Here is a 17,707-nt window from a genome sequence, read left to right as displayed (position 1 = left end):
CGCGCCTACTGTTCGAGCGTTGCCTGTGCGGCGGCCACGCCGTCGTGAACGGCCACGTCAACCCCGACCTCGTCGAGTGCGTCACCGACAGTGCGCACGCCCCGAACCACCTGTTGGGCCGTGAGTTGGCCCATGTTCGACACGCGGAAGATTTCGCCGCCGAGATGGCCCTGCCCGCCGCTGATCGAGACGCCACGCGCCGTCACGGCGTCCATGAACGCGGCGGCGTCCGCGCCACGCGCGCCCGCCGGCAGCCGGATGGCGGTGAGCGTGTTCGAGTACGCCGCGGCGTCGTTCAACTCCGGGAACGACGCCAACCCCATCTCGTGGAACCCGTCCCGGAACGCCGCCGCCTGCCGGCGGTGGCGGGCGATGCGGTCGGCCATTCCCTCCTCGCGGATGCGCGCGGCGGCCGCCGCGAGCCCACGGAACAGGGGGACGGCGCTCGTGAACGGCGTCTGGTTCGACTCCGCTTTCCGCAGATGCCACTCGATGTCCTCGTAGAACGGCGCGGCCTCGCCGTCCAACGCCGGCACCACGTCGTCGGTGACGTACACCGCGCTCAACCCGGGCGGTGCGGCCAACGCCTTCTGGGCGTCGGTCACCGCGATGTCCACGCCCCAGTCGTCGATCCGGAACTCGTCGCCGCCGATGCTCGTGACGCCGTCGACGACGTAGCGTGCGTCCGCGTCGGCGGCGATATCGCCGACCGCGTCGACGGGGTTCAACAGCCCGGTGCTGGTCTCGTTGTGCACCATCGTCACCACGTCCGTCTCGGTGGTGACCGCGTCGGCGACGGCGTCGAGGTCCACGGGCGCGCCCCAGTCGGCGGTCACCCGCGTGACATCGGCGTACCGCTCGGCGACGCGCGCGAACCGCCGCCCGAACTTCCCGTTCACCACGGCCACCACCTCGCCGCCGTCCCCAACGAGGTTGCCGACCGCGGCCTCCATGCCCATAGTCGCGGTGCCGTTCAACAACAGCGCCGTCCCGCCGGCAGACGTCGTGTCCCCGGACGGCGTCGACTCCTCGAAGACGTACTCGACGTGCTCCTGGGCGCGCTCGTAGACCGCCTCGAAGGCCGCCGATCGGTGGGACACCATCGGCGCGCTCATCGCCTCGCGTACCTCGCGGGCGACCGGAACGGGGCCGGGATTCAACAGCAGGAAGTCCTCTCGCATACGGGAGCGTCGGCGCGCGCGGGCATAAACACGGCGGGTGGTGCAAGGCTCGCCGCCGTGGCTACGAGAACTTGTGCACCGTGATGTCGAGGGTGTCCAGATCCAGGATGGGGGCGGTGGCGACGTCCGGCGAGATGTTCACCGACTCCTGGAACGCCGTCTGGTGTTGCCAGCACCCGGAGTTGACAAGCCGGACGTTGTGGTGGATGCCGACGCCGAGCTTGTGGACGTGGCCGGTGTGGAACACGTCCGGAACGGTGTCGATGGCGAGGTGATCCTCGGCCTCGGGCGCGAGCCGGGTGCGGCCGCCGAACGGCGGGGCGACGTGGCGCTTTTTCAGGAGGAGCTCCATCGCGTTCTGGGGGTCGTCGTAGGTGACGTCGTCGCTGGGGTGTTCGGCGATCACCTCGTCCAGGGACACCCCGTGGTACAACAGCACCGAGACGCCGTCGATGGTGACCGTCGAGGGGTTGCTGGTGATGCGGGCGTCGTGGGCGCGCATGATCGACCGCAGCTCCTCGTCGAACGCCGGCTGCGGTTCGGCGAGCCGGACGGCGTCGTGGTTGCCCGGAATCATCACGATCTCCATGTCCCCGGGCACGTCTTTGAGGTGTTCGGCGAACGTCTCGTACTGGTCGTAGATGTCGACGATGTCGAGTTCCTCGTCTTGGCCCGGGTAGACGCCGACGCCCTCAACCATGTCGCCGGCGATGAGCAGGTACTCCACGGACTCGGCGGCGGGCGTGTGCAGCCAGTCGGCGAACGACCTCCAGGCGTCGGCGGCGAACTCCTGGCTGCCGACGTGCACGTCGGAGATGAGCGCGGCCTGCACGCTGCGGTCGGCGGTGCTCGGTGAGTACGTGCGGGGAACCTCCGGGAAGTAGATGTCGTCGGCGAAGAGGATGGTGCCGTCGTCGGCCAGCGTGCCCGACACGGCGATCACCTCGTCCAACAGGAGGTCGTCGACGAGATCCGAGACGTCGCGGTCTTTCAACACGAGCACCGGGAAGACGCCGTTGGTGTCCTCCAACTCGACGCGCCAGTGGCCGCTGGTGGTCGACCGGATGTCGTTGACCATGCCGACGATGGCGGCGTCACTGCCCCCGGGCATCGAGGCGAGCGCGCTGGTCGGCCGGTGGTTGACGCGACCCCGAAGCTGTGCGGCGAGGCGGTCGTACCGGTCGCGGAACACCGACACGAAGTCCTGGTACTCGCCGGTTCCCGTGGACGCGCCCGTCATGTCGCCGTCGATCTCGACGCTGCGCGCGTCCGCGGTGGCCGCGCGCCCGCCGTCGTGGTTGGGTGGTGTGTCCGTGGCCGACGGATCGGTGTGTGTCGTCGGCTCGTCGGGAGGCGTCGATGCCGGCGCGGACGTCTGCGCGGCACTCGAAGCGGTGTGGGCATCGAGCACCGCTCGAACGTCGCTGACGGTGAGCGTCGCCGCGTCCGCTGCGGCGGCGGCGACCGCGCGCTCGACTGCTGCACCCGGGTCGTCAGCGCCCGCGAGCAGCGTCACCGCCTCCCGGTCGGCGTTGTATCCGCGGCTCGTCAACTCGCGGACCACGCGCACCGATGGCTCCAATGGCACACCGGACTCGAAGGCGCGACGAGGAGATAAGCATGGCGAGATGACCGCGGGCCGGTACCGGAACCGACGGGAGGGCAACGTTGAAACGCGGTACGACCGAACCGGTATGCAATGACCGGCGACGATGTCCCCGATCCGACCGACGGCCCCCGGGCCGCAGTCCGGTGGTTCTGGTCGACTGATCGGGCGGGCGTGCTGTTCGTCCGGGAAGCCCTCTCGAGTCTGCTCGTGGTGTCGATGGTCGGGCTGTTGTTGTTCTCCGTGAGCGGTGTGTGGCCGCCACTGGTGGCGGTCGAATCCGGCAGCATGCAGCCGAACCTCCAGAAGGGAGATCTGGTGTTCGTCACGGAGGAACACCGCCTCAGTCCGGAGTACGCGTCCGGCGAGACGGGCGTTGTCCCGCACAGGACTGCGACCGCTCACGGCTACGAGAAGATCGGGGGGACCGGCGACGTGATCGTCTACGAACCGGACGGCAACAGCAGGGCAGTCCCGATCATTCACCGCGCACGGTTCTGGGTCGACAACGAGGAGAACTGGTACGACCGCGCGGACGAGTCGATCGTCGCCGCGGACAGCTGCAGCGAGCTGCGGAACTGTCCGGCACCCCACGCCGGCTTCATCACGAAAGGCGACAACAACAGATCGAACAGCTACTACGACCAGTCGGCCGGACTGTCGGAGCCGGTCAAGCCCGGCTGGGTGCGGGGAACCGCGGAGTACCGGGTGCCGTTCGCGGGCTGGGTGCGGCTGGTGATCTCCGGGGAGGCCACCGTGGCGCGCCCCGGCGGCGCGGCGCTCGGCGGCGAGCGCGCGCTGGGCCAGGCGTAGCCGGCTACTCGGCGTACAGCGAGTAGACGATCACCGCGAACCCGATCGCGGTGAGCGCGCTCTCGGTCAACACGGCGAAATTGCTTTGCAGGTTCAACAGCACGTCGATCCCCCCCGCCAGCAGCGAGCCGAGCGTCACGAACCCGAACCCGATCGTCAACGACCGGAGCGCCGGCGAGCTCGTGCGCCGCCACGCCTTCGCGGCGAAATACGTGACGGCACCGCCGAGCGCCAGCGTGAGTGTCTTCAGCGCGACCACGACTTCGTAGTGTATCATGTTTCTTTGCTCACCTCTGTCCACAGCGTTTCGAGCCGTTCGTCGGTCGACGTCGGCGGGCGGTGGATGCCGACACCGAGCGTGCGGTCGTCGTCGAGGGTGATAACGACGTCCTCGAAGGCGACCACGTATTCGGTGGTGTGGTGGCCGTCGTCCTGTAAGACCGCGCGCTCCTCGAGCAGCGCCGCGTCAGTCAGCAGATCCAGCTTCCGGTAGGTCGTGGACATCGGGACGCCGCTTCGGTCGGAGATCTCCTTGGCGGTGCGCGGTTCGTCGAGCGCTTCGATGATGTCTCGACAGCCCGCGTCATCCAGCGCATCCAGGACATCCTGGAGATCCGGAGCGTCGTCCGAATCGAAGGGAGCGCGCATGGATATGCTGGCATTCGGGAACCCCGGCGTATAACTCGTTTCATATTCCGCTGTGACCGGCCGGTGCTTCCCATGCGCTGAGAACCGACGCCAGGAGCCAGGAACCACGTCTGTCATTTAAGTAATGTGACTGTGGATGATGACACGAGGTGAACGCGATGGAATACAACACACGAGCGGGGACGGAGTCCGGCGCTGGCTACGGAGCCGCCGGCACCTGGCCGGCGTACTGGATCGCGGTCGTGCGCGTGCTGACCGGCTGGTGGTTCTTCCACGCGGGCTTCACGAAGCTGCTCGAAGGCGGCTTGACGTTCGATCCGTCGGGCTACCTGCAGGGGATGGCGGGAACGGTGCTGGCACCCGTCGGTACGACGCTGGCAGGCTACCCCGGCATCATCGGCCCGATGGTCGTGATCTTCGAGACGCTGATCGGGCTGGCGCTCATCGTCGGGCTCCTGACGCGGTTCGCGTCGTTCGGCGGTGTGATGTTCATGACCATGTTCTGGATCGGGAACGCCGAATACGCACACGGGGTGGTCAACAGTGACTTCATGGGCTTGCTGTTGTTCACCACGATCATCGTGTTCGGCGCCGGCCGCTACTACGGCCTGGACAGCATCGTCGAGCGCACGGGCCTCGTTCAGGGGGCACCGCGGCTCAAATACCTCCTCGGATAACACGGTGACACGACATGACTGACACACTCGACAAGGCGGTGATGGGACTCAGCGGCGGACTGATGATGCTCGGCGTCGTGGGCGGCGGCCTCGTGGAGTTCCTGGCGGGCCCGCCGTACGTACCGACGACCGAAAGTGGCGAGGTGCTGACGGCGGCCGCGGTCGCCCCGAACGTACGGGCAGCGCTGGTGTTGGCGGCGCTGCTCGTGTTGTTCGTGTACGCAGTGTACAAACTCGCAACCCCGGTGCGGGGGCAGTCACAGCACAGCGAACGGGCGACCGCCGGCGACTAGCATCCACTAATTGTTCTCGAAGCGCGCCTGCACGAACGGCGTGATGTCTTCGATGTCGCTGAGCCGCGAATCCGCTTCGAGGACCGCCTCCGTCTCCTCGACCGGAACCGACAGCGAGATCTCTTTGGTGCGGCCGTACCGGCCCTTCGAGACGACGACGGCGTTGACGATGCCGAGCATGTCGAGTTCGCTGATGAGGTCGGTGACCCGGCGCTGCGTGAGCACGTCGGCGTCGAGCTCGTCGCACAGCGTCTTGTAGATGTTGTACACCTCACCCGTGTTGACGTTGTGCACGCCGTTGTCCTCCAACAGGAGAATGGCGTAGAGCACGAGCTTGCTCTGTGTCGGCAGCGTTCGGACGACCTCCACGACGCGGTCGAGCTCGATCTTGTCTTGGGCGCGGCGCACGTGGTCCTCGGTGACGTTTTCGGCCTGGTCGCGCTCCGCGAGCTCGCCGGCGGTCCGCAGCAGGTCAAGGGCGCGACGGGCGTCGCCGTGCTCCTGGGCGGCGAACGCCGCACACAACGGGAGGACGTCGTCCGAGAGCGCGTCGGCTTTGAACGCGACGTCCGATCGGTGCTGGAGGATGTCCCGCAGCTGGTTGGCGTCGTACGGCGGGAACACGATCTCCTCCTCGCCGAGGCTGGACTTGACACGGGGGTCGAGGAAGTCGGTGAACTTCAGGTCGTTGCTGATGCCGATGATCGACACCCGGGAGTTGTCCAACTCAGAGTTCATGCGGGAGAGGTTGTACAGCGTATCGTCGCCGGATTTCTCGACGAGCTTGTCGATCTCGTCCAGCATGATGACCGCGACGCGCTCGACGTAGTCGACGGCGTCGAAGAACGTCGCGTACACGCGGTCGGTGGGCCACCCTGTCATGGGGACTTGCTCCATCTCGGCCTTGTCGGCTTCCAGGGAGTCGATGCGGTCGTCGATCTCCGCGACGGAGTCGAAGCGCTCCCGAAGATCCGAAAAGCTGTCCGAAACGTCGGAGCCCTCACTCGATTCGTCGCCTGTACGATCGTCTCCCGGCGACCCCCCTATTTCGAGTGCGGTGGGGTCGTCGTCGGCCTGTGCCCGGAGGTCCGAGAGGTCGGCGATGCGGGCGTCGACGAACGCCCGGTTTTGATCGATGAACGTGTTGGCGAGCTGTGCGAGCACCCGGTACTGGGTGTCCGTGACTTCGCAGTTGATGTATTCGACCTCACAGGGAACGTCGTACTTCTTGGAGGTCTTCTCCAACTCCTGGCTCACGAACTTCGCGCTGGCCGTCTTTCCGGTGCCCGTCTTCCCGTAGATGAGGATGTTCGACGGCGTCTCACCGCGGAGCGCCGCGACCAGGATGGTCGCCATGTTGTTGATCTGGTCGTTTCGGTGTGGGAGTTCGTGGGGCGTGTACGACGGCCGCAGGACCTCTTTGTTCTCGAAGATGGGCTCGCCGCTGAGCAGGTCATCGAAGAGTCCCTCGTCGTCGTCCTCGTCGTCGAGGACGTCGTCGAGGTCGACTTCGAAGTCGCGGTCCGCGGTTCGCCGTTCGTCCGTCGACCGATCGTCTTTCATGTATTCACGCACACCCCCTTGTTTCGGGTGGAATACGCAGTCGGGGAGAGAGAACGGCCAGCAAGGCCATCAGCGGGCGGTATAGCGTCCCCGCTCCGACAGCGTTCCAGTTGATGCAGATGAAACAGTGGGTCCGAGTCGGACTAATAAGTTACGATAGCGGGGACGCTTCCGGGCAGGCACGATCACAGCAACCCGATACCAGGACCCCCGCCATCCGATGTCCCGCCGGTTAGAGGGGGGAGGGATGCGGTCCGGAACCAGCCGGGGCGACCCGCGGAGAAAGACGATGAATCGCCGTTCCACCTGAAACAGAGGTTGAGGTCAAACGTGGCGGCCAACCCCCCACCCCTTCGTTTCGAGTGGAACGAGAGTCTTCTGTGGGGTGGGGGGTCCCCACCCCCCCTTCTAGAGTAGCGGTACTACTAAGTCCCTACAATCAAAACAACAACCGCAAACTAGCAAAAACTAGAAGCAGAATACGGTAGTTGTCTAGTTCTAGTTGCGTTTGGGCGCTGATCTTGGCTGGCGGGTGGGTCGGGGCCGTCCCTGTTCTGGAGTTCCACCCGAAACGAAGGGGTGGGGGGTTGTGGATGTTCGTGTGTGTTGATATCGTCTGACGTGGGTGTGGCTACATCGTGGCTGACGGGGTGCACTCTCGTTTTGATGTCAGTCCCAGAGCCGGGGTTCGATCTGACCACGGTCAGACCCCTGTCTGACGGATTTTACGCCCTCTCACTGGGGTTTTATACGCATCCAGACACGTCCTGCGTCAAACATACAAGGCATGGGGTGCGAATGGAGAGCAAGGATGGGACTGTTCGCAGACTTACGCGACAGCGTCTCTCGGGTCACGGCGAGTCTGTTCGCCGACGACTCGGAGCCGAAACGAATCGGGATTTATGGACCGCCCAACGCCGGGAAAACAACGCTTGCAAACCGCATCGCCCGCGACTGGACGGGTGACGCCGTCGGTCCGGAGAGCCACATTCCCCACGAGACGCGGCGCGCCCGCCGCAAGGAAAACGTCGAAATCGAGCGCAACGGCAAGACGGTCACCATCGACATCGTCGACACGCCCGGCGTGACGACGAAAGTCGACTACTCGCAGTTCCTCGACCACGACATGGAGAAAGACGAGGCCGTCCGGCGCTCTCGGGAGGCCACCGAAGGCGTCGCCGAGGCGATGCACTGGCTGCGGGAGGACGTCGACGGCGTCATCTACGTGCTCGACGCCACCAACGACCCGTTCACGCAGGTGAACACGATGCTCATCGGCATCATCGAGAGCCGAGATCTGCCCGTGCTCATCCTCGCGAACAAAACCGACCTGGACGACGCCAACATCCAACGCGTGTCCAACGCCTTCCCCCAACACGAGACGATCCCGCTGTCGGCGTTGGAGGGCGAGAACATGGACGAGGTCTACGACAAGATCGCGGCGTACTTCGGGTGACCGCACATGCCAGAAACAACCAGCAGCAGCGGCGACGGACCACAGGACGGCGTTCAGGTCGACCTCATCAGCACCGAGCGGATGAACGGCAAGACCTCCATGGAGAAGATCCGACTCATCCTCGACAGCGTCCGGGAGGGTGACATCGTCGTCCTGGAGTCCGGACTGACCCCCGACGAGGAGTCGAAGCTCATCGAAGTCACGATGAGCGAGATCAACCCCGACGGGTTCTCCGGCATCGAGATCGAGAGCTTCCCCCAGTCCGAAACCTCGAACACCACTCTCCTCGGGCGGCTCATGGGTGCCCAGGAGACGTCGAAACTGACCGTCATCGGGCCGGCGAACCAGATCCAATCCCTCCACAAGGATGAGACGCTGATCAGCGCGCTCATCTCCCGCCAGTAATGCCCCACCAATGCACGAACTGCGGGCACGTCTTCGCGGACGGCTCCAAGGAGATGCTGTCGGGGTGTCCGGACTGCGGCGGCAACAAGTTCCAGTACCATCCCAGCGAGATCCCTGCGGACAGTCCCAGCGGTGACCCCACGCCATCCGACGGCTCGGACGCCGACTCCAGTACGGTCTCGGGCGCTGTCGGCCGCGCCGCCGACCGCGTCCGTGACGCCGTCGCCGAGGCAGACACACCCGCCGACGATCCGACACCCGACGACGAGGGCGACACGCAGTCCGACCCGGCAGCCGACAGTCCGGGCGCGACCGCGCCCGACGCCGACCCCGGTGTTCGCGCCGCAACACCCGACGACGAGGACGGCGCGCAAGCAACCGCCCGCAGCGAGGTCGTCGACGTGTCCACGCTTCCCGACCAACCCACGGACGGCCGCGTCGTCGAGGAGCCCGACACCGACGAGGCGGAGCCCGACCTGGAAGACCTCCGCGAGGAACTCAACGACCAGTTCGAGTCCATCCGCATCGTCGCCCCCGGCCAGTACGAGCTCAACCTCATGGAGCTGTACGACCGCCAGGAGTACATCATCGCGCTCCAGGAGGACGGCCAGTACGTCATCGAGGTTCCGGACGCCTGGGAGGCAGCCGATCCGACCGACGTCGAATAGCCCGCAGTCCCACCCGCGTCCTGCCCGACAGACCACACCGTGAAACGGTAGTATGCGACTGTTTCACGGTCGCACGCCGTAGTTTTCACGCCGCAGTGCTGCCGAGTGCAGAAGTTGTTTTGCCCTGTAGCCCGCCAGCCTACACACATGTCTCTTCGCAACCGCGCGCAGGCACTGCTGGCGCTGTTCCCAGCGTTCCTGGCGCGTCTCGGTCTCGTCGACCGTCGCAGGGGCGAGGAGGCCTTCGATCTGGCTGTCCCCGCGATGGTAACCGGCGGCCTCCGGACGCTGCTGCGGACCGCCGACTTCTTCATGGTGAGTATCGCCACCGGCTCGACCGCGGTCGCCGCCCTCGAAATCGGCTTCCAGTATTACTTCATTCCGTTCGGGCTCGCGCTCGCGCTCACGTCCGGCACGATCAGTGTCGTCTCCCGGTTCAAAGGTGCTGACGACCACGCCGGCGCCAACTTCGCGATCAAGCAGTCGCTGTGGCTGGCGTTGCTGGTGTCGTTGCCCATCACCGCCGGCACCTGGGTGTACGCCGACTCGATGATCGGGTTGCTCAACAGCAACCCCGAGATCATCGAGTTGGGTGCGGCGTACCTCCGCGTGGTGATGCTGACCGTCGTGTTCCGGTTCTGGGGGATGACGGCGTCGCGGGCGCTCGCCGGTGCCGGCGACACCCGGACGCCGATGTACGTTCGGCTCATCACCCTCCCCACGAACATCGCGTTGAACGCGGTGCTCATCTTCGGGATCTGGGTGTTCCCCGAGCTGGGCGTCGTCGGCGCCGCCTGGGGGACCGCGATCGCCAACGCCGTCGCCGGCATCGTGTTCTTCGCCGTCCTGCTCTCCGGGCGCTGGGATGTCACCCTCTCGTTCAGCGGCAAGCAGTGGGACTGGGGCGTCGCCAGCGAGATCGTTCGCGTCTCCCTCCCGCTGGCGGGCACCCGGCTCTCCCGGACGTTCGGCCGGTTCCCGTTCCTGTTCGTCCTCGGGCTGTTCAGCCACCAGGTGGTCGCCGCCTACGCCATCGGCCGCCGCGTGATGCTGTTGGCGTTGATGCCCGCGTGGGGGTATTCGACGGCGTCATCGACGCTCGTCGGTCAGCAACTCGGCGCCGGCGACCCCGATGAGGCGGCCGCCTACGGCTGGCAGACGCTGCGCGTCGCGCTGGCCACCCAACTCATCATCGGCGCGCTGCTGTTCGTGGCTGCGGGCCCCATCGCGTCCGCGTTCACCCCCGATCGGTTCTCCCTGACCGTGACGTTCATCCGCATCTTCGGGCTCAGCGTCGCCGGGTTCTCCGTGGCGCGCACGCTCCGCGGCGCGCTCCGCGGGGCCGGCGACACCCGTTGGCCGCTGTACGGCGGACTGATCGGGACGTACATCGTCCGCCTCCCGCTGGCGTTCCTGGCGCTCGACCCCGGCCAGGTCGTCTCCGCCGGCCCGTGGGTGATCGACGCCACCGTGCACTCGCTCTCCGTCGGCCCCGTCACCACGCCGACGATCGCGTTGGGCGTGCTCACCATCCCCGGTTTCACCGTGGCCCCCGGGCTCGGCTGGGGGTTCGCCGCGATCTTCCTCGCGATCGTCGGCGACATGTACACGCGCGCCGCGGTCAACTTCGTGCGCTTCCGGTCGGGCGCCTGGCGGGCGTACGGCACCCCCACCGCGGCCGCCGACTGACACCCACGAACGCCACGGATTTAAGGAATGGACGCCGAACGTCACTCCATGAGCACGCCAACGAAAGTCGTCGTGTCGACCGTCGCTATCGCCGCCGTTCTCTCCCTGCTCGTGCTGGTGAACGTGGCGTAATGTTCACCGAGCGCGCCCTCGACGGCGAGCTCGCGGCCGTCCGGGACGCCTACGCCCCGGACGCCGTCGTCCTCGACTGTGACGCGGACTTCGAGACGCTGTCCCCCGAGCACCGCGACGACGTGCTCCCGGTGATCGACGATCTCACGCCACACGAGTACGACACCGACTGGCTGCCCGCCGACAGCCCGGCGTTGCTGACGCAGCTGGCCACCCGGGAGTTCGTCGTTGGAATGCCCGGCGACGGTGCCGTCGCGTGGACGACCCAGACAGAGCCGCCGGTGGTGTTCGTGAAAGCCCGCATCGAAGGCACCCCCAGCGAGTTCGCCGACTTCCTCGTCGCGGAGGCGCTGGTCGCGGCCGGTCTCGGACTGCCCGAGCGGTTCCTCGGGCTTTTCGGCTCGGCGTATCCGGCGTTCGCCGCGGCCGTCGACGGCGACCCGGTGGCGGTCTACCAGACCGCCGCCGCCGCCGCAACCGCGTTCCGCGGGCTGCACACGCGCCCCGAGTTCGAGACCTGGGACGCCGACTTCCCCCGCCTGTACGACGCCTGGGTGGACGCCGGCGAGCGCATTCGGCCGCGGCTCGACGGGCTGTCCGGGGAGCTCGCCCACGGCACCACGTCGTTCGCCGACGCCGCCGAACTGGCGTGCAGCGCCGTCAAACACGATGTCGACGTGCCCACCCCGTTCGCGGCGCTCGACTCGCCGGCGTTCCGACGCCACGGCAGCGAGTACGCCGTCACGTGGGCCGAAAAGCTGTTCGCGGCCGACACCGACGCGTAGGCGGCCGTCAGCGGTCCGTTCTCACGGTGCCGTCGGCGTCGAGTTCGACGACGAGATCGCTGGCGTCGCGGAACCGGCTCAGCGCGTCCTCGTCGTGGACCTCCGCGGACACGTGCACCAGGGCGGTGGCGTCGTGGCGCTCCACGATCCCACGCAGCCGCTGCAACGCATCGAGAGCTTGGTGTTCGTCGGCGTAGTACGCGAGCTCGGTCAGCGAGTCGAAGCTCACCCGACGCTTGCCGTCGGTGTCGGTGAGGAACTCGTCGATGGACGCCAGGATCCCGTCGACGTCCCCGGGCCGGGAGACGTACCGGATGTGGGAGGCGGCTCGCCGCGAGTAGCCGTGTTCGACGGACAGCGTGTCCAGGATCTCCGCGCGGTCCTCGTCGACGTCGTAGTATTCGAGTTTCTGTGTGACCTCGCGGGCAGTGGTGCGCGTCGACACCACGAGGAAGTGATCGGTGTCGGCTTTCAGGAAGTCGGTGTCCATGCGGTCGGTCGCACCGGTGGACGGATGAATGAGCAATGCGACCGTGCCGCCCGGCACTGCGTCCGGGGTGCCCTCGATGGCGAGCTCGTAGTCCATACCGTGGCGAAGCGCACCCGTCATCTTAATCATACGGGTGCACACCGCATGGCCGGCGACCCGCCCCACCGCTGGCGGCTCACAGCAGGCTGTCGGCGGTGGCCGCGCCCACGACGCTGAACAGCGCGCTGACCGACGCCGCCTTGGCAGCCAACACGCCGACCACGGCCACGCTGGACCCGACGCCGAGTTCCGCGGCGAACGTCGTGGGTGCGGTGAGCACCACCGACAGCGCGAGCACGGACCCGAACGACACCACCATCAGGGAGACGAACCGCACGGGAACGCCGACCACGTCGACCTCCCGGTCGGGGTCGCGGCCGTCGTCGGCGGTGTACAGGGCGCTGTACCCGATGGCCGCCACGACCCCCACGACGATGGTGCTGTGATACCACTGCATCCGGCTGGCAAGCAGCCACACTTCCTCGGTGACGACAAACGGCCCCGCCAGCAGGACCCCGCCGACGACCTGCTGGACGGTGTCCGCGTACGCGTACCGGTTTCCACTCATCTCGTGGTGCGTTCGCGGCCACCGGCCAAATGCCGTCCGGTGGCGTTTTGCCGGTCGGCGTGCATGCCACTCCTATGAGTGTTCGCGAGGAGTTCGACGAGTGGGCCGCCTCGGGCCGCGACAAGGGCATGGAGGACCGCCATTGGCACACCGCCAAAGACGTGCTCGCGCGGATGCCCGTCGAGGACGACGACACCGTCCTCGATCTCGGGACCGGCAGCGGGTACGCGGTGCGCGCGCTCCGCGAGCGCGGCGTCGCCCGTGGGTACGGCCTCGACGGTGCCCCCGAGATGGCGGCCAACGCCCGCACGTACACCGACGACGACGACCTCGCGTACGTCGTCGGTGACTTCGGGAGCCTGCCGTTCGCCGACGACGCCATCGACCACGTGTTCAGCTTCGAAGCGTTCTACTACGCCAGCGACCCCCGCGAAACCCTCGCGGAGATCCGGCGCGTCCTGAACCCCGGCGGGACGTTCTACTGCGGCGTGAACTACTACGAGGAGAACGTCCACAGCCACGACTGGCAGGACTCCATCAGCGTCGAGATGACCCGCTGGGATCGCGCCACGTACCGCGAGGCGTTCCGGGGGGCGGGCCTGCACGTCGCCGCGCAGGACCTGATCGCGGACACGGAGATCGACATCCCCGCCGCCAGCGAGTTCCCCCACGAGGGCTTCGACAGCCGCGCGGACATGGTCGAGCGCTACCGCACGTTCGGCACGCTGTTGACGGTTGGCGTGGCTCCCTGACAGCTACTCCGGAAGCACGTCGATGCCCCCGGACGCAACGCTCACGGTCGCCGGGCCGCGGTCCGGCGGGTCGGGCGTGGTGACGAGCAGTTCAGTGCCGGCCCAGTCACAGTACACCGTGTAGGTGTCACCCCGGAACGCCGTGCGCTCGACGGTGACATCGAACCCGACTCCACCCGAACCGAAGGACAACGCCTCCGGCCGCAGACCGACGGCGACGTCCCCCGTCACGCACTCCGACAGCTCGAACGTCACGCCATTGACTGACACACTCGACCCCCCTGTTTCGAGTGGAACCGCCGTCCCCGACACGACGTTGTTCTCGCCGACGAACTCCGCGACGAACCGCGAGGACGGCTCTCGGTAGACCGCCTCCGGCGTGCCGACCTGGACCACCGCACCGTCACGCATCACCGCCACGCGGTCGGAGATCGACAACGCCTCGGCCTGATCGTGCGTGACGTAGACGGTCGTGATATCGAGTTCGCGCTGGATCTCCTTGATCGTGCCACGCAGCCGGTCGCGCAGCCGCGCATCCAGCGCGCTCATCGGCTCGTCCAACAGCAACACGCTCGGCCCTGGCGCGAGCGCGCGCGCTAGCGCCACGCGCTGCTGTTGCCCGCCGGACAGCGCCGCCGGCTCCCGGTCGCCGGTTCCCGCCAGATCGACCAGCGACAGCAACTCGCTGACGCGCTCCTCGGTCGACGCCCCGCCCGGTGGCTCCCGGAACCGCAGGCCGTAGGCGACGTTCTCGCGCACGGTCATGTGCGGGAACAGCGCGTAACTCTGGAACACGATCCCCACGTCGCGGTCCTCGGGCGGCACCCCACCCACCGACCGATCCCCGAACACGATCTCCCCGCGGTCCGGCGTCTCGAACCCCGCGATCAGGCGCAGCGTCGTGGTCTTCCCGCAGCCCGACGGCCCCACCAACGTGAAGAACTCGCCGTCGGCGATGGAGACTGAGACGTCGTCGACCGCCGTCGTCGTCGACCCGAACGCACGCACCAACCCCTGTAGCTCCACGCTCGTCATGGCTGATATCGACCCCCGACGCGGTCGATCACCACGAAACTGGCGGCCGTCACCACCAACAACACCGTCCCCATCGCCGCCGCCGGGCCGGTGCTTGGCCCCGCGGTCCGATCGATCAGGAACCGCTTGAGCGCCACCGGCATCGTGTACACGGACTCGTTGGCCAGGATCACCGTCGAATCGAACTCCCCGATGCTGATCGCGAACGCGAACGCCGCGCCCGCCACCACGCCCGGCCACACGAGCGGCAACTCCACGTCCCACAGCGCGCGCCCCCGGCTCGCACCCAGCGCCCGCGCGGACTCCACCACCCGGCTGTCGACCGCCGCCAGCATCGGCGCGACGTTCCGCACCACGAACGGATAGCCCGCGATCGCGTGCGCGCACACCACCACCAGCGGCCCAACCAGTTGCACCCGCGTGCCGGCGATGTCGACCCCGAACGCGAGCGACTGCAACAGTCCGAAGCCGACGACCACCCCGGACACCGCGACGGGCGCCATCAGCGCCGCGTCCACGAGCCGCCGCCCGCGGCCGCCCCGCGCCGAGAACGCCCCCACGACCACCCCCATCGGCAGCGCAACCGCAAGCGCCCCCACGCCGAAGACGATCGAATACCAGACGGCGGTCGCCGGCTGCGTGCGGCCGCTGGCCTGTCGCGTGCCCAGGAACCGCCACCACCGCAGCGTCGGGTCCGTCACCCCGCCCACGCTCGCCGCCACCATCGACACCACGGGCGCGACGAACACCACCGCCACCACCACCGCGTAGCCCACTCCCGCCAGCCGAAGCGCCCACTCGCGTCCCCCCGACGCCCCCAACAGGCGCTTGCGGGGGCGGGACCTGCCGCCGGCACTCGCGGCCGACTGCCGGCCCTCGTACCGCAGATACACGTACATCAACGCCAGCGAGAGCCCGGTTTCGAGCGTCGCGAGCGCCGCCGCCGTGCCGTAGTCGAACTGCTGGATGCGGGCGTACAGCCACACCTCCACGGTCGCCAGCTTCAGCCCGCCCAACGCCAGCACGATGGGGAACGACATGAACGTGAACACGAACGTCAACAGCGCGCTGGCGGCGATCGCCGGCACCAACTGCGGGACCACCACGTCACGGAACGCCCGCAGCGGACTGGCCCCCAGCGACCGCGCGGTCTCCACGGCGCTGGCGTCGACGGTCTCCCACGCCGAGGCCACCATGCGCGTGACCAGCGGCGCGTTGTAGAACGCGTGTGCGACCACCACGATCTGCAGCGTGTACAGGAACTGGACGCGTCCGACACCCAGCGCTGCCAGCGCGTCGTTGACCGTGCCGTGCTGTCCGAACGTCGCCACGAACCCGACCACCACCATGATCGACGGCAACACGAACGGCAGGATCGTCAGCGACCGCAGCGTCCGCCGCCCGGGGAACTCGAAGCGCGCAAGCACGTACGCACCCGGCAGCCCCAGTGCCACGCTCGCCACCGTCGACAGCACCGCCTGGTACGCCGTGAACCCCACCAGCCCGAGGCTGACACCGGGATGCACGACCGTGATCGCGGGCAGCCACCCACTCCACCCGACGCGCACGTCCGTCGCGTGCGCCCACGCAGCCACGTCCCCCGGCACCGACAGCGGGTGTGCGAACACGCCGTGGGCAGCGCCCATGTAGAACTCCGACGTGAGCACCGCCAAAACGGGGTTGTCGGGGCCGAGCGCCGCCGCGAACACGGTGCCGACCGGATAGTAAAACACCACCGCGAGCACGGCAAGCGTCGCCACACCCGCAGCCGGCACCGCGTACCGGTCGACGACGCTCACGCCGGACTGCCGCCTCATTCGACGTTCGTGGCGATCCGCTGGGCCCACGTCTCCGTCCACTCCGCGACGCTCCCAGCCAGCTCGTCGTACGTCAACCGCACCGGCTCCGGCGGCTCGTAGCCGTACTCCGCGACGTCCGCCGGCAGGCTGGCGGTTTCGGTCGCCGGGAACTGGGCGTTCCGCTCCGCGATCCCCTGCTGGCGCTCCGGCGACAGCATGAACTCCACGAACTCCGCCGCGACCTCCGGGGTGTCGGTGTCAGCGAACCGCGCGACCGCCTCGGGATTGATATACCCCTGATCGTTCAGGAAGCCCACCCGGTGATGTGGGAGGTCGTCGGGGTCGTTGTAGATCACTCGATCCGTCGAGTACGACACCACTATCGGGCGCTCACCCTCCGTGAACGCGGTGTACGACTCCGACCAGCCGTTGAGCACGCGCACGTCGTTGTCCACCAGGCGCGTCCAGTAGTCCAGGTAGCCGTCCGGGCCGAACTCGTGGATCGTCCACAGCAGGAACGCCCGCCCTGGGTCGCTGTTCTGGGCGGTCTGCGTGAGCAGCGTCCCCGCGTACGGCTCGGTCGTCAACGCTTCGAACGTCTCGGGGGCGTCCACGACCGTGCCGTCGTACACCAACGAAATGTAGCCGGTGTCGTAGGTGAGCGCGCGGCCCGCCGGGTCGATGTGAAGCGCCTCTTTGATCTCGCTGCTGCGGGACACGTCGGCCGCCAGCCCGTCGAACAACCGCGTGTCGTCCCCGAGCTCGTTGTCGATGCGCACCAGCTCCCCCGTGTTCAGGCCGACGAACAGATCCGCGTCGATCCCCACGCCGTTGCGCTTCTTGTTCACGAACTCGTTGACGCCGGCGGTCGGCGTGGTGAACTCCACGGTCGTCTCGTGGTCGGCCTCCCACTGCGCTTTCAGCCAGCGGCCCGCCGCCCCCTCGCCGACGAACGAGTCGTAGGTTCCGACCCGCAGCGTCTCCGCGCTGTTGCCGCCCATCTGCAGGCAGCCCGCGGCAGCCACTCCGGTGGCCCCACCACCCACCGCCCGCAGGTAGTCACGGCGTCTCATTACCGGGTTGTTAAATAGGGTTGTGGTTAAGCCCG

Annotated in this window: 19 protein-coding genes; 9 read left to right on the top strand and 10 right to left on the bottom strand. The window is 67.6% G+C overall.

Annotated features, from left to right (window positions below):
* Positions 1 to 5: 5 nt before the first annotated feature.
* Together APQ99_RS03845 and APQ99_RS03840 are read right to left on the bottom strand one after the other, a co-directional pair.
* A complete protein-coding gene (locus APQ99_RS03845) occupies positions 6 to 1,181 on the bottom strand; it encodes a pyridoxal-phosphate-dependent aminotransferase family protein (RefSeq protein ID WP_136360909.1) in 1,176 nt (391 codons plus the stop codon).
* Between the two features lie 61 nt (positions 1,182 to 1,242).
* Complete coding sequence (locus APQ99_RS03840) at positions 1,243 to 2,769, bottom strand: DNA-directed DNA polymerase II small subunit (RefSeq protein WP_136360908.1); 1,527 nt, start codon at positions 2,767 to 2,769, stop codon at positions 1,243 to 1,245.
* A gap of 111 nt (positions 2,770 to 2,880) precedes the next feature.
* Here APQ99_RS03840 and APQ99_RS03835 point away from each other — a divergent pair, with 111 nt between their 5' ends.
* Positions 2,881 to 3,600, top strand: a complete 720-nt coding sequence (locus APQ99_RS03835; protein ID WP_136360907.1) for a S26 family signal peptidase — start codon at positions 2,881 to 2,883, stop codon at positions 3,598 to 3,600.
* 4 nt (positions 3,601 to 3,604) lie between these two features.
* Here the strand turns inward: APQ99_RS03835 and APQ99_RS03830 are convergent, their stop codons facing one another.
* Both APQ99_RS03830 and APQ99_RS03825 read right to left on the bottom strand, forming a co-directional pair.
* The gene (locus tag APQ99_RS03830) at positions 3,605 to 3,877 is read right to left on the bottom strand and encodes a DUF7521 family protein (protein ID WP_010903804.1); all 273 of its coding nucleotides are present in this window, start codon (positions 3,875 to 3,877) and stop codon (positions 3,605 to 3,607) included.
* On the bottom strand, positions 3,874 to 4,248 hold the full coding sequence (locus tag APQ99_RS03825) for a winged helix-turn-helix domain-containing protein (protein WP_136360906.1): 375 nt from the start codon (positions 4,246 to 4,248) through the stop codon (positions 3,874 to 3,876). Before APQ99_RS03825 ends, APQ99_RS03830 begins: the two co-directional genes overlap by 4 nt.
* A 158-nt stretch (positions 4,249 to 4,406) precedes the next feature.
* Between APQ99_RS03825 and APQ99_RS03820 the strand changes: the two genes are divergently transcribed.
* Positions 4,407 to 4,925 carry a DoxX family protein gene (locus tag APQ99_RS03820; protein ID WP_136360905.1) on the top strand — a complete coding sequence of 173 codons (519 nt, stop codon included), beginning with the start codon at positions 4,407 to 4,409 and terminating at the stop codon, positions 4,923 to 4,925.
* Positions 4,926 to 4,939: 14 nt separating this feature from the next.
* Entirely contained in the window at positions 4,940 to 5,218 is a 279-nt protein-coding gene (locus tag APQ99_RS03815) for a hypothetical protein (protein WP_136360904.1), read from the top strand.
* A gap of 6 nt (positions 5,219 to 5,224) precedes the next feature.
* On the opposite strand, the gene orc7 is transcribed toward APQ99_RS03815, so the two are convergent.
* The gene (orc7, locus tag APQ99_RS03810) at positions 5,225 to 6,781 is read right to left on the bottom strand and encodes a DNA replication protein Orc7 (protein WP_136360903.1); all 1,557 of its coding nucleotides are present in this window, start codon (positions 6,779 to 6,781) and stop codon (positions 5,225 to 5,227) included.
* A gap of 811 nt (positions 6,782 to 7,592) precedes the next feature.
* Between orc7 and APQ99_RS03805 the strand changes: the two genes are divergently transcribed.
* The 5 genes from APQ99_RS03805 (at position 7,593) to APQ99_RS03785 (ending at position 11,916) form a co-directional block, all read left to right on the top strand.
* On the top strand, positions 7,593 to 8,237 hold the full coding sequence (locus APQ99_RS03805) for an Era-like GTP-binding protein (protein ID WP_012289501.1): 645 nt from the start codon (positions 7,593 to 7,595) through the stop codon (positions 8,235 to 8,237).
* A gap of 6 nt (positions 8,238 to 8,243) precedes the next feature.
* Positions 8,244 to 8,642 carry a DUF2073 domain-containing protein gene (locus APQ99_RS03800; RefSeq protein WP_012289500.1) on the top strand — a complete coding sequence of 133 codons (399 nt, stop codon included), beginning with the start codon at positions 8,244 to 8,246 and terminating at the stop codon, positions 8,640 to 8,642.
* Complete coding sequence (locus tag APQ99_RS03795; RefSeq protein WP_136360902.1) at positions 8,642 to 9,310, top strand: Zn-ribbon domain-containing protein; 669 nt, start codon at positions 8,642 to 8,644, stop codon at positions 9,308 to 9,310. The genes APQ99_RS03800 and APQ99_RS03795 overlap by 1 nt, the downstream gene beginning before the upstream one ends.
* Positions 9,311 to 9,457: 147 nt before the next feature.
* Complete coding sequence (locus APQ99_RS03790; RefSeq protein WP_136361662.1) at positions 9,458 to 10,999, top strand: MATE family efflux transporter; 1,542 nt, start codon at positions 9,458 to 9,460, stop codon at positions 10,997 to 10,999.
* A gap of 131 nt (positions 11,000 to 11,130) precedes the next feature.
* Positions 11,131 to 11,916, top strand: coding sequence for a DUF7089 family protein (locus APQ99_RS03785; RefSeq protein ID WP_010903794.1), 786 nt, complete (start codon positions 11,131 to 11,133; stop codon positions 11,914 to 11,916).
* Between the two features lie 7 nt (positions 11,917 to 11,923).
* On the opposite strand, the gene APQ99_RS03780 is transcribed toward APQ99_RS03785, so the two are convergent.
* Both APQ99_RS03780 and APQ99_RS03775 read right to left on the bottom strand, forming a co-directional pair.
* A complete protein-coding gene (locus tag APQ99_RS03780; protein ID WP_136361661.1) occupies positions 11,924 to 12,502 on the bottom strand; it encodes a DUF7090 family protein in 579 nt (192 codons plus the stop codon).
* A gap of 79 nt (positions 12,503 to 12,581) precedes the next feature.
* Positions 12,582 to 13,013: a DUF2391 family protein gene (locus tag APQ99_RS03775; RefSeq protein ID WP_136361660.1), complete on the bottom strand. Its 432-nt coding sequence runs from the start codon at positions 13,011 to 13,013 to the stop codon at positions 12,582 to 12,584.
* A gap of 74 nt (positions 13,014 to 13,087) precedes the next feature.
* Here APQ99_RS03775 and APQ99_RS03770 point away from each other — a divergent pair, with 74 nt between their 5' ends.
* Positions 13,088 to 13,765, top strand: coding sequence for a class I SAM-dependent methyltransferase (locus APQ99_RS03770; RefSeq protein ID WP_136361659.1), 678 nt, complete (start codon positions 13,088 to 13,090; stop codon positions 13,763 to 13,765).
* Positions 13,766 to 13,768: 3 nt separating this feature from the next.
* Here APQ99_RS03770 and APQ99_RS03765 read toward each other — a convergent pair whose 3' ends face one another.
* The 3 genes from APQ99_RS03765 to APQ99_RS03755 are packed head-to-tail and all read right to left on the bottom strand — an operon-like array spanning position 13,769 to position 17,672.
* Complete coding sequence (locus APQ99_RS03765) at positions 13,769 to 14,800, bottom strand: ABC transporter ATP-binding protein (RefSeq protein WP_136361658.1); 1,032 nt, start codon at positions 14,798 to 14,800, stop codon at positions 13,769 to 13,771.
* Positions 14,797 to 16,617 carry an ABC transporter permease gene (locus APQ99_RS03760; protein WP_136361657.1) on the bottom strand — a complete coding sequence of 607 codons (1,821 nt, stop codon included), beginning with the start codon at positions 16,615 to 16,617 and terminating at the stop codon, positions 14,797 to 14,799. Before APQ99_RS03760 ends, APQ99_RS03765 begins: the two co-directional genes overlap by 4 nt.
* Entirely contained in the window at positions 16,614 to 17,672 is a 1,059-nt protein-coding gene (locus APQ99_RS03755) for a thiamine ABC transporter substrate-binding protein (RefSeq protein ID WP_136361656.1), read from the bottom strand. Before APQ99_RS03755 ends, APQ99_RS03760 begins: the two co-directional genes overlap by 4 nt.
* Positions 17,673 to 17,707 lie beyond the last annotated feature (35 nt).

The organism is Halobacterium salinarum DSM 3754, from assembly GCF_008124605.1.
GTDB lineage: Archaea > Halobacteriota > Halobacteria > Halobacteriales > Halobacteriaceae > Halobacterium > Halobacterium salinarum.
The sequence above is the reverse complement of the archived record's forward strand: the minus strand, read 5'-3'. Positions and strand labels throughout refer to the sequence as shown.

Coding starts and splice junctions, on each gene's coding strand:
- APQ99_RS03765 (WP_136361658.1), bottom strand. CDS start 14,800: ATGACGAGCGTGGAGCTACAGGGGTTGGTGCGTGCGTTCGGGTCGACG.
- APQ99_RS03835 (WP_136360907.1), top strand. CDS start 2,881: ATGACCGGCGACGATGTCCCCGATCCGACCGACGGCCCCCGGGCCGCA.
- APQ99_RS03805 (WP_012289501.1), top strand. CDS start 7,593: ATGGGACTGTTCGCAGACTTACGCGACAGCGTCTCTCGGGTCACGGCG.
- APQ99_RS03820 (WP_136360905.1), top strand. CDS start 4,407: ATGGAATACAACACACGAGCGGGGACGGAGTCCGGCGCTGGCTACGGA.
- APQ99_RS03785 (WP_010903794.1), top strand. CDS start 11,131: ATGTTCACCGAGCGCGCCCTCGACGGCGAGCTCGCGGCCGTCCGGGAC.
- APQ99_RS03795 (WP_136360902.1), top strand. CDS start 8,642: ATGCCCCACCAATGCACGAACTGCGGGCACGTCTTCGCGGACGGCTCC.
- APQ99_RS03760 (WP_136361657.1), bottom strand. CDS start 16,617: ATGAGGCGGCAGTCCGGCGTGAGCGTCGTCGACCGGTACGCGGTGCCG.
- APQ99_RS03755 (WP_136361656.1), bottom strand. CDS start 17,672: ATGAGACGCCGTGACTACCTGCGGGCGGTGGGTGGTGGGGCCACCGGA.
- APQ99_RS03770 (WP_136361659.1), top strand. CDS start 13,088: ATGAGTGTTCGCGAGGAGTTCGACGAGTGGGCCGCCTCGGGCCGCGAC.
- APQ99_RS03845 (WP_136360909.1), bottom strand. CDS start 1,181: ATGCGAGAGGACTTCCTGCTGTTGAATCCCGGCCCCGTTCCGGTCGCC.
- APQ99_RS03830 (WP_010903804.1), bottom strand. CDS start 3,877: ATGATACACTACGAAGTCGTGGTCGCGCTGAAGACACTCACGCTGGCG.
- APQ99_RS03825 (WP_136360906.1), bottom strand. CDS start 4,248: ATGCGCGCTCCCTTCGATTCGGACGACGCTCCGGATCTCCAGGATGTC.
- APQ99_RS03800 (WP_012289500.1), top strand. CDS start 8,244: ATGCCAGAAACAACCAGCAGCAGCGGCGACGGACCACAGGACGGCGTT.
- APQ99_RS03775 (WP_136361660.1), bottom strand. CDS start 13,013: ATGAGTGGAAACCGGTACGCGTACGCGGACACCGTCCAGCAGGTCGTC.
- APQ99_RS03815 (WP_136360904.1), top strand. CDS start 4,940: ATGACTGACACACTCGACAAGGCGGTGATGGGACTCAGCGGCGGACTG.
- APQ99_RS03790 (WP_136361662.1), top strand. CDS start 9,458: ATGTCTCTTCGCAACCGCGCGCAGGCACTGCTGGCGCTGTTCCCAGCG.
- orc7 (WP_136360903.1), bottom strand. CDS start 6,781: ATGAAAGACGATCGGTCGACGGACGAACGGCGAACCGCGGACCGCGAC.
- APQ99_RS03780 (WP_136361661.1), bottom strand. CDS start 12,502: ATGGACTACGAGCTCGCCATCGAGGGCACCCCGGACGCAGTGCCGGGC.